8 protein-coding genes are annotated in these 7,880 nt (G+C 72.1%); 4 read left to right on the top strand and 4 right to left on the bottom strand.

What is annotated here, in order from left to right:
• Positions 1 to 863, bottom strand: an 863-nt coding sequence (locus tag ETD85_RS57745) for an FUSC family protein (protein ID WP_170247417.1), incomplete at its 3' end; no start/stop codon positions are given.
• 214 nt (positions 864 to 1,077) lie between these two features.
• Here ETD85_RS57745 and ETD85_RS57750 point away from each other — a divergent pair.
• Together ETD85_RS57750 and ETD85_RS57755 are read left to right on the top strand one after the other, a co-directional pair.
• The gene (locus tag ETD85_RS57750; RefSeq protein ID WP_170247418.1) at positions 1,078 to 1,449 is read left to right on the top strand and encodes an STAS domain-containing protein; all 372 of its coding nucleotides are present in this window, start codon (positions 1,078 to 1,080) and stop codon (positions 1,447 to 1,449) included.
• Between the two features lie 104 nt (positions 1,450 to 1,553).
• Positions 1,554 to 1,961 (top strand): ATP-binding protein, encoded by a 408-nt coding sequence (locus tag ETD85_RS57755; RefSeq protein ID WP_138698321.1) that lies wholly within the window; start codon positions 1,554 to 1,556, stop codon positions 1,959 to 1,961.
• A gap of 4 nt (positions 1,962 to 1,965) precedes the next feature.
• Here ETD85_RS57755 and ETD85_RS57760 read toward each other — a convergent pair whose 3' ends face one another.
• Together ETD85_RS57760 and ETD85_RS57765 are read right to left on the bottom strand one after the other, a co-directional pair.
• On the bottom strand, positions 1,966 to 2,802 hold the full coding sequence (locus tag ETD85_RS57760; protein ID WP_138698322.1) for an SDR family NAD(P)-dependent oxidoreductase: 837 nt from the start codon (positions 2,800 to 2,802) through the stop codon (positions 1,966 to 1,968).
• Positions 2,803 to 2,837: 35 nt separating this feature from the next.
• Positions 2,838 to 4,178 (bottom strand): FAD-binding oxidoreductase, encoded by a 1,341-nt coding sequence (locus tag ETD85_RS57765; RefSeq protein ID WP_138698323.1) that lies wholly within the window; start codon positions 4,176 to 4,178, stop codon positions 2,838 to 2,840.
• Positions 4,179 to 4,348: 170 nt separating this feature from the next.
• On the opposite strand from ETD85_RS57765, the gene ETD85_RS57770 reads away from it, so the two are divergent.
• On the top strand, positions 4,349 to 6,463 hold the full coding sequence (locus ETD85_RS57770; RefSeq protein WP_138698324.1) for a TerD family protein: 2,115 nt from the start codon (positions 4,349 to 4,351) through the stop codon (positions 6,461 to 6,463).
• Between the two features lie 455 nt (positions 6,464 to 6,918).
• Entirely contained in the window at positions 6,919 to 7,554 is a 636-nt protein-coding gene (locus ETD85_RS57775; RefSeq protein WP_138698325.1) for a histidine phosphatase family protein, read from the top strand.
• Between the two features lie 41 nt (positions 7,555 to 7,595).
• Here ETD85_RS57775 and ETD85_RS64135 read toward each other — a convergent pair.
• On the bottom strand, positions 7,596 to 7,880 hold a 285-nt coding region (locus ETD85_RS64135), incomplete at its 5' end, for an SbtR family transcriptional regulator (RefSeq protein ID WP_420847364.1).

Below are 7,880 nucleotides of genomic sequence, written 5' to 3' on the forward strand. Positions count from 1 at the left end.
GGAGAGGAGACAGGGGACAGGGCGTGCACGATGGCGTGCACGTGCGCCGACGCCCTGGTCAGCGTGTTCAGCACCGGGCCGGGGTCGGCGCCGATGTCGGCGGTGCGCCAGCGGCGGCGCAGGTTGTAGCGATGGCTTTCCGCCCGGTCGGCCACCGCGGTGGTGGCCGCGGACAGGTGCTCGTCCAGGTGGACGGCCTGGCGTTCCCAGTCCGGCAGCGCGGACAGGTCCCATCCGTCGCGTAACCCCTCCGCCATGGCGACCAGCAGGGCGGCGGCCTCGCGGGCCAGGCGGCGTACGGCCGCGTCGGGACGGTCGCGATACAGCGGCGGCCACAGCAACAGGTTGACCAGCGCTCCGCACAGGGCTCCGGCGGCGGTGGCCACGACGTAGGCCGCCAGGTACCGGTCCTGGGAGGCGGCCCCGAACGACAGCATGAGCACGGCGGTGGTCGCCACATCGCCGCCGTGACGCCCCATGCGATGCCAGCGCGCCGCCACCAGCGCCGGCGGCACCACCAGGACCAGGCTCAGCACTCCCAGGCCCAGCACGTGCCCGATGCTGCCGGCCAGGATGACCCCGGCGGCGACGGCCACCACCCGGCGCAGCCCGTTGGTCAGCGTCTGGAACACCGTGGCGTGCACCATCACCACGGCGGTGGCCGGGGCGATCCAGGTCGCCTGCGACGGGAGCAGCCAGTCGGCCGCCAGCCAGGCCAGCACCGCCGCCAGCGTCGCCTTGGCGATCTGCCGCACCTGGAGCCGCTGGTGCGACCCCGTCCTGCCCAGCCCGGCAACCTGCGCGCGGATGTAGGCGGCCTCGCGGCGGACAGCATGCGACAGCCGAACCCAGCGACGCCTCATAAGGTGGAATTTGACCACATAAGTAGCGCGCCGCACCATCAAGTAGCCTGGAGGGCCTCCACGGACATCACCACAGGCCAGCCGTCCCGACCGTCCCGGAGAAGCTTCACCCCTGTCCCAGCGCGTGCTCTTGATGTGCGGCCGGCCGCCGACGGCCAGGATCGCAGTACTCGATGCCGCCATGGCCGAGCCGAACGCTACGGAGATCGCGCGCATGACTCTTTTGACCGTGACCAGCCAGCACCTGCCCCGGGCCGTCGTGATCAGCGTGGCCGGAGAGCTCGACCGCAACACCGTTCCTCAACTGGCGGCCGCCGTGGAGCGGCAGCGCCCGGGCGGCGCGCGAGACCTGGTGTTCGACCTCGGCGAGCTCACCTTCATGGACAGCTCCGGCCTGTCCGTGCTGCTGACCGCCGCGAACTACGTCCGGGCCCAGGGCGGAAGGACGCATCTGGCCGCCGTACGGGGCACCCCCGCACGTATCTTGGAGATCAGCGGAGCCTTGAAGGTGTTCATCGTGCACGACGGGGTGGAGGACGCGCTCGCCCTTCCGGAGGAGCCCGGGCCGCCCCGCACCGGTCCGTAGAAAATACTTCTCAATGTGACAGCGGGGCGACGAGGGGCAACAATCGACTATCCCTCGCGCGGTGGGGAACCGCGGTGGGGAACAAGGTGAGGAGGGGTGCGGCCATGAGCGAGCCGTCGCTTCAATGCCCCATCACCCCGGACCTCGCCCTGTTAAGGTCCCAGCTCCACACCTTCGCCATCCACGCCGGGCTGGCCGACGACCGCGCCGCCGATCTGATCATCGCGATCAACGAAGCAGCCGCCAACGTCCTGGACCACGGCGCGGGCACCGGCGTCGTCACCGCCCGCCACGACAGCGACGGCATCTGGGTCGAGGTCGTCGACCCCGGCGGCACCCTGACCGCCGACCATCTCTTCCTGCCCGCTCCCTCGGCGAACGCCCTGCGCGGAATGGGCCTGCGGATCATCCGCCGCCTGTGCGACGAGGTGATCGTCGATCACCCGGACGGACACTCCCGCTTGCGCATCCACCTGAGCCGCCGGCCCGACGAGCCCACCGGTACGGCTTAGGAGATCAGGATCCGGGCGGCGCCGGGGTGTGTCCGTGGGCCTCCACCGCGAGGTCCTGCCAGTCGGCCCAGGTCTTGAGCCGGTCGGCGTAGACCTGCTGGATGATCTGGTTGCCCTGGGCGCCGAAGAACGTCCGCAGCGGCGGGTCGTCGGAGTCGGCGACCTTGAGCAGTGCCCGGCCCGCGGCGGCCGGGTCGCCGGCGTCGAGCGTCTTCGAGAACGCCGCGAAGCTTGCGCGCAGGCCGTCGTAGCGCGGGTCGGGCTCGGCGTGATCGCCGCCGGCGGCTCCGTCGGTGGCGTAGGAGCCGGGCTCGACGACGGTCACCTTGATGCCGAACCCGGCGACCTCCTGGGCGAGGGTTTCGCTCAGCCCTTCCAACGCCCACTTCGATGCGATGTATCCGCCGCCGAGCGGCATCGCGGTGACGCCGGCGACCGAGGAGATCTGGATGATGTGCCCGCCCCCCTGCTCGCGCAGGTAGGGCAGCACGGCCTGGACGACCCACACCGCCCCGAACAGGTTGGTCTCCAGCTGGTCCCGCAATTGCCGTTCACTCAGCTCCTCGACCGCGCCGAACAGGCCGTAGCCCGCGTTGTTCACGATGACGTCCAGCCGGCCGAAGTGCTCCTTGGCCCGCTTGACGCTCTCGAAGACGGCCGCCCGGCCGGTCACGTCCAGCTCCAGCGCGAGCACCGCGTCGCCGTAGGCGGCGACCAGCTCATCAAGCTGCGCGACGTTGCGGGCGGTCGCGGCCACCTTGTCCCCACGGGACAGAGCGGCCTCGACGAAACTGCGACCCAGGCCACGGGACGAACCGGTGACGAACCAGACCTTGCTCATGATTACCTTCCGTTCTCTCTGCGATCTCGTCCGGGCTACTGAGGGCGGACGTTGTGGTTGCCGGCGAACAGGTTGCCGGGGTCGTACTGACGCTTGACCGCCGCGAGGCGCCCGTAGGTCGGCGCCGGATAGATCGCGGCGACGTCCTCTTCGGTGGCGGAGGCCAGGAAGTTCGCGTAGGCGCCCGTGACGTGGGGCGCGAGCTTCGCCCAGATCGCGTCCAGAGCGGGGCGAGCGGCGTCGAGGGCCGGCTCAGGGCCCGCGATGGTGGTCACGAGCATCAGCTCCGCCCCGCGATGCGCGTAGGCGGTGGCGTCGCCGGGGACACGGGACACCGCGCCGCCGACGCTGCGCACGGCGATGAGCGGCGACCGCCCCGACGCCCCGGCCTCTGTGAGGATCGAAAGGACCTCCGACGCCGATTCCTCGCCGGCGAACGCGCTGCGGGTGACGAGCCGGATGCCGGGCGGCGGCGTCAGGCCGTCCACGAGCGTGTCCGCATAGGGGACCAGCGCGACGTCGTCCCCGATCACCGTGCCGAGGCGGCGGATCGGGTCGATGGCCCCGGCCGCGAGCTCCGGGTCGTCGCCGTCGAAGGCGACGAAGATCTCGACCGGCGCCTCGGCTCCCCCGGCGAAGGGATTGGCGAAGGTCGCGGTGGACGAGAGCTCTTCCGGGGCGGTACGGAGGTAGTCCGCCCACCCGTGGAGCACGGTGGCCGACTCCGACGCCGGGAAGGCGATCTTGCCGTAGAAGACGTCTGTCGTCGGGTGCGCCACGAACTCGAAGACGGTCACGATCCCGAAGTTGCCGCCGCCACCGCGGATCGCCCAGAACAGCTCCGGGTTCTCCGCCGCGCTCGCCCGCACGATTTCCCCGCCGGCCGTGACCACCTCTGCCGCGGCCAGCTGGTCCAGGGCCAGGCCGTGCTTCCTGACCTTCCAGCCCATGCCGCCGGTCAGCGTCAGCCCGCCGACGCCCACGCCCTTGGTGTCGCCCGAGGAGATCGCCAGGCCGTACGGGGCCAGGGCTTCCGCGACCTGGCCCCAGGTGGCGCCGCCGCCGATCCGCACGAGGTGCCGGTCCTTGTCGATGACCTCCACGTTCGCGAGCCCGCCGAGGTCGATCACCACGCCGCCGTCGTTGGTGCCGAAGCCCGCGAAGGCGTGGCCGCCGCCCCGCACGGACAGCGCGAGCCCCGCGCCGGCCGCGAACCTGACACCTGCCTGCACGTCCCGGACGCTCTCGGGCCGCAGGACGTAGGCCGGGCTGCCCGAAGCCAGCACCGCGCGGGCGGCCGGCTCGTACCCGGCCGCGCCCGGCTCGATGATGTCGCCGCCGAAGTCACGGCGAAGGGTCTCAAGCGCTGAACTCATGACGTTCCTTCCACACAGGAGCACTGAACGAACACAAGATGCCGACGACCCGATCCTTGTGACACCGCGGCTGCGTGACGTGCGCCACAGGCGGTGGGTGGCCGTGGATCGCTGACCGGCGCCAGGAAAACCCCCGGACTGGCGGCGTACTCCGCTTATAAGGTGCGCTCGTGGACAATCTGGAAAGCCTTGTCATCGCCCGGCGCCTGCGCGTCCCGATCGGGGACGCGCCTGCCGATTCCCCTGCCGGATGGGGAGAGACGGCCGCCCGGCAGCTCGACGCGGCGCTGCTGAGCGTCGGCTTCACCTGCTCGCCGGGCCTGCTCGAACGCCTGGCGAGCCTGCGCGGCGAGAGCGTGATCGATCTCGGCGTCCACGTTCTGGCCGCCGTCCGCACGCTGGCCGGCGACCACGTCCAGCACAACGCCTACTTCGTCGACTTCCCCGCGAACGTGCCCGACACCGTGGAGTTCTGGGCCGGCCTGCTGCGTACGGCCCTGCTCGACCCGGTCGCCGCCACGACCGTCCAGCCGGCGACGCTGAACCTGCTGGACCTGCCCGGCTACGGCCGCTACCAGCACAGCTATGCCGACCTGCTGGCCGCGCACGCGGAGCTGGTCCCGCTCGCCGGCGACCGGGTGACCGTGCTGGAGCTGGGCGCGAGCCTGGAGGTGGAGGCGCGCGAGCTCTACTTCTCGCTCGCAGGCTCCGAGGCGCCGCTCGCGGAGGAGGACCTGGCGGCGCTGCGCAGCCTGGCCGCGTTCTGCGACGGCGAGCCTGAGCGCATCCCGGTGCGCGAGAACCGCGCCGTCGTCAACGAGGTCCGCCTGGCAGCCGGCCGGCCGCTGCTCGTGGACACCGTGACCGACGTGCTCCGGCTCGCCTGCGGCCTCTCCGGCGGCGATGTCACGCTGACGACGCCGACCAGATTCCGCTCGTTCCGCCGCGCCGAACGCCGCATCCTGCTCCAGGCCCTGGACGGCGTCGCCACTCCCGCCAAGCTCGGCGACGTGCCGCGCCACCGCGAGCCGTGGAAGCGGCTCGGCGAGCGGCTGCACCCCCACGAGTACCCGAAGTTCCCCCGCGCCGCCCACGTCTTCGAGGTGGCCAGGGGCGTGCGCCAGGCCGCGAGCCTCAACGGCCGCGTCGAGGCCGCGCTGTCCGCCGGACGTACCGGCGACGCCGTCGAGCTGCTGGGGGACACGCCCGGCGCGCTGATGCGCCGGCTCGACCACCTGCTGCGGTCGGGCCACTCCGCGGCGGCCGTGCTGGAGGCCGCGGAGAGTGCCGCGACAGGGGCCTCCGGGCGCGTCCTGCTCTCGCTGCGCGAGCACCTGCAGAACCGGCTGGCGCCGGCCGCCGGCCGCATCTTCGCCAACCGGCGCGGCAAGGCGTGGGCCGCCCCCGACGCCCGCCCGCCGCTCGGCGAGGAGGTCCTGGCGCGGGCGGTCGCCGTGCTGGACGAGGAGATCACCCGGCGCCTGCCCGACCCCGGCGAGCTGATCGTCGATCCCGACGTGCTCGACGTCGCCCTGCCGCTGTCGGGCAAGGCCGTCGTCCCCGGGCTCGGGATGCTGCCGCGCGGCTCGCTGTCGGCGGTGGACGGCGAGCTGCTGCGCTTCTTCGTCCACTGGCGGCAGGCCGAGCGCCGCACCGACTACGACCTCTCCGCGCTCATGCTGGACGCCTCCTACGGCGACCCCGAGCTGATCTCGTGGACGAGCTACGGCAACGACTTCGCCGTGTATTCCGGCGACCTCACCGAGGCCGCGGAGGGCGCGTCGGAGTTCATCGACATCCGGCTCGCCGGCGCGACCCGGCCGATCATCATCCCGCAGGTCCACATCTATTCAGGGGAGGCGTTCGACGAGGCCGCCGAGGCGTTCTCCGGGTTCATGACCAGGGACGCCGAGCAGGAGGGCCGCCCGTTCGAGCCGCGTACCGTGCGCATGAAGTCGGACCTGCGCGGCTCCGGCCGCGTCGCGCTGCCGCTCGTCTTCCTGCGCGGCGACGACGGCGGCTGGCGGGCGAAGTGGGTGCATCTCTACCTGAAGGGACATCCGTCCTTCAACCAGGTGGAAGGCAATCACGTCACCACCTCCCTGCTGGTGCGCTCGATCGTCGAGCGCGACCACCTGCGGGTCCGCTATCTGGCCGGCCTGCTGCGCGCGAAGAGCTCGGCAAAGGAGCACACCACGTTCATCGGGCTGCAGCCGCCGGCGGGCCTGCCCGAGGACCCGCGGGTGTACACGCCGGGAACGCTGCACGAGCTGATCCCCGCCTGATACGCTGAAGATCGTGAGGCCATTCGCGGGCTTCCTTCTCACCTGGTTCGAATCCAGGTAGGACCCCTCAGGGGGCCTACTGGCTCATCTAGCTCGCGAGCCTTCCTCACGATCAGCACGATTCGCGCAGAGGTCTGCGCAGCCTGCCCTGCCGGCAATCCCGCGCCCTGGCCGCCGGGCGCGCTGGTGAAACGCTGGGAGCCCGTGACCGTCTGGGTGCGTCACGATCCGGGCGACGGCGGCGTCCGAGAGCCGCGCGCACCCCTGCCGCCCGTCAGAACGCTGAGCGCCGAGAGAGATCCCGACGGCTGATGCCGCGCTCAGACCTCGAAGAGGCCCCGGCCCCCTGCGCATCGCGATAAATAGAGTAATGTTCGGTAGCTGTGGGATTTGAGAGTGGGAAGCCGGTCGAGTACCGGCAGGGCCGATTCCGTACACCGCCTGGAGCCACCGAGATGCTGCTGGTCCGGCATGGCGAGTCGGAGCCCGCGCGCCCCGACCGGCCGTTCCCGCTGGTGGACGGCCAGGGCGACCCGGGGCTCGCGCCCGAGGGCCGCGAGCACGCGGAGCGGGTGGCTCTGCGGCTCGTCGCCGAGCGCATCGACGCGATCTACGTGAGCTCGCTGCGGCGTACGTCCGAGACCGCCGCGCCGCTCGCGGCCCGGCTCGGCCTGACGCCGATGGTGGAGCCCGACCTGCGGGAGGTGCACCTCGGCGAGTGGGAGGGCGGCCTGTTCCGGCGCATGGTCGCGGAGGGCCACCCGATCGCGAAGCGGATGTCGGACGAGGAACGCTGGGACGTGATCCCGGGCGCGGAGCCCGCCGCGGCCTTCTCCGACCGCGTGCGCAGGGTGCTCGGCAGGCTGGCCGCCACCCATCCCGACCAGCGGATCGTCGTGGTCACCCACGGCGGCGTGATCGCCGAGGCGCTGGCGTCGGCCACGGGGGCGCGGCCGTTCGCGTTCCTCGGCGCCGACAACGCGTCCGTGTCCCACCTGGTGCTGGCCGAGGGCCGGTGGATCGTCCGCCGCTACAACGACACCGCGCACCTCGACCCGGCCTTCTCCACCACGGCGGCGCCGCCGACCTGACGGCTCGATCGGCGGGCGGGGCCGTGGCGCCGGAGCCGTGATCAGCCCCGGAGGACTCCCCCCAGCGCCAGCGAGAGCAGGTGCTCCGCCCGCTCTTTGGGCGCGGTCATCGCTATGCCCGTGACCAGCTGGAACAGATCGTCCACGACGACGTCCGCGCGGATCGCCCCGGCTCGCAGCGCCCGGTCGACCAGGGCTGTCGCCGCGGCTCTCAAGCGGGTGTGACAGTCGAAGCCGGGGTCATCCCCCATCGTCGCGGACAGGCCGCCGTCGGTCTGTGCGTGCAGCAGCAGCGCCTGCGACCACGCAGTCAGCGCCTCCCCGGC

The organism is Nonomuraea zeae, from assembly GCF_005889725.1.
Lineage (GTDB): Bacteria > Actinomycetota > Actinomycetes > Streptosporangiales > Streptosporangiaceae > Nonomuraea > Nonomuraea zeae.

Coding starts and splice junctions, on each gene's coding strand:
- ETD85_RS57750 (WP_170247418.1), top strand. CDS start 1,078: ATGACTCTTTTGACCGTGACCAGCCAGCACCTGCCCCGGGCCGTCGTG.
- ETD85_RS57755 (WP_138698321.1), top strand. CDS start 1,554: ATGAGCGAGCCGTCGCTTCAATGCCCCATCACCCCGGACCTCGCCCTG.
- ETD85_RS57760 (WP_138698322.1), bottom strand. CDS start 2,802: ATGAGCAAGGTCTGGTTCGTCACCGGTTCGTCCCGTGGCCTGGGTCGC.
- ETD85_RS57765 (WP_138698323.1), bottom strand. CDS start 4,178: ATGAGTTCAGCGCTTGAGACCCTTCGCCGTGACTTCGGCGGCGACATC.
- ETD85_RS57775 (WP_138698325.1), top strand. CDS start 6,919: ATGCTGCTGGTCCGGCATGGCGAGTCGGAGCCCGCGCGCCCCGACCGG.